The sequence below is a fragment of the Spirulina sp. CCY15215 genome (assembly GCF_016888125.1).
Classification (GTDB): Bacteria; Cyanobacteriota; Cyanobacteriia; order Cyanobacteriales; family Spirulinaceae; genus CCY15215.
Map to the genome: position 1 here is coordinate 1 of NZ_JACSWA010000082.1, position 288 is coordinate 288.

At 37.2% G+C, this 288-nt stretch carries 1 protein-coding gene; it reads left to right on the forward strand.

The genetic code is table 11. From position 1 onward, the window contains the following. Positions 1-288, forward strand: a 288-nt coding sequence (locus JUI58_RS00355) for an HNH endonuclease (protein ID WP_204101770.1), incomplete at both ends; no start/stop codon positions are given.

Consider the following 288-nt stretch of genomic DNA (forward strand, 5'->3'; position numbering starts at 1 on the left):
AGTTGGCTATGAAGTAAGAGAGTATCTGCTCAACAAATGGAATAGAAAATGTTCTTACTGTAATGCTGAAAATATTCCCTTGCAAGTTGAACACATTCATCCTAAAGCCAAGGGCGGTACCAATAGAATTAGCAACTTATGTTTAGCTTGTGAACCCTGTAACACCAAAAAAGGAACTAAAGATGTTAATATATTTTTAGCTAAAAAACCTGAAGTGTTAAAACGCATTCTATCTCAAGCAAAACGCCCTTTAAGGGATGCGTCGGCTGTCAATTCTACTAGATGGGC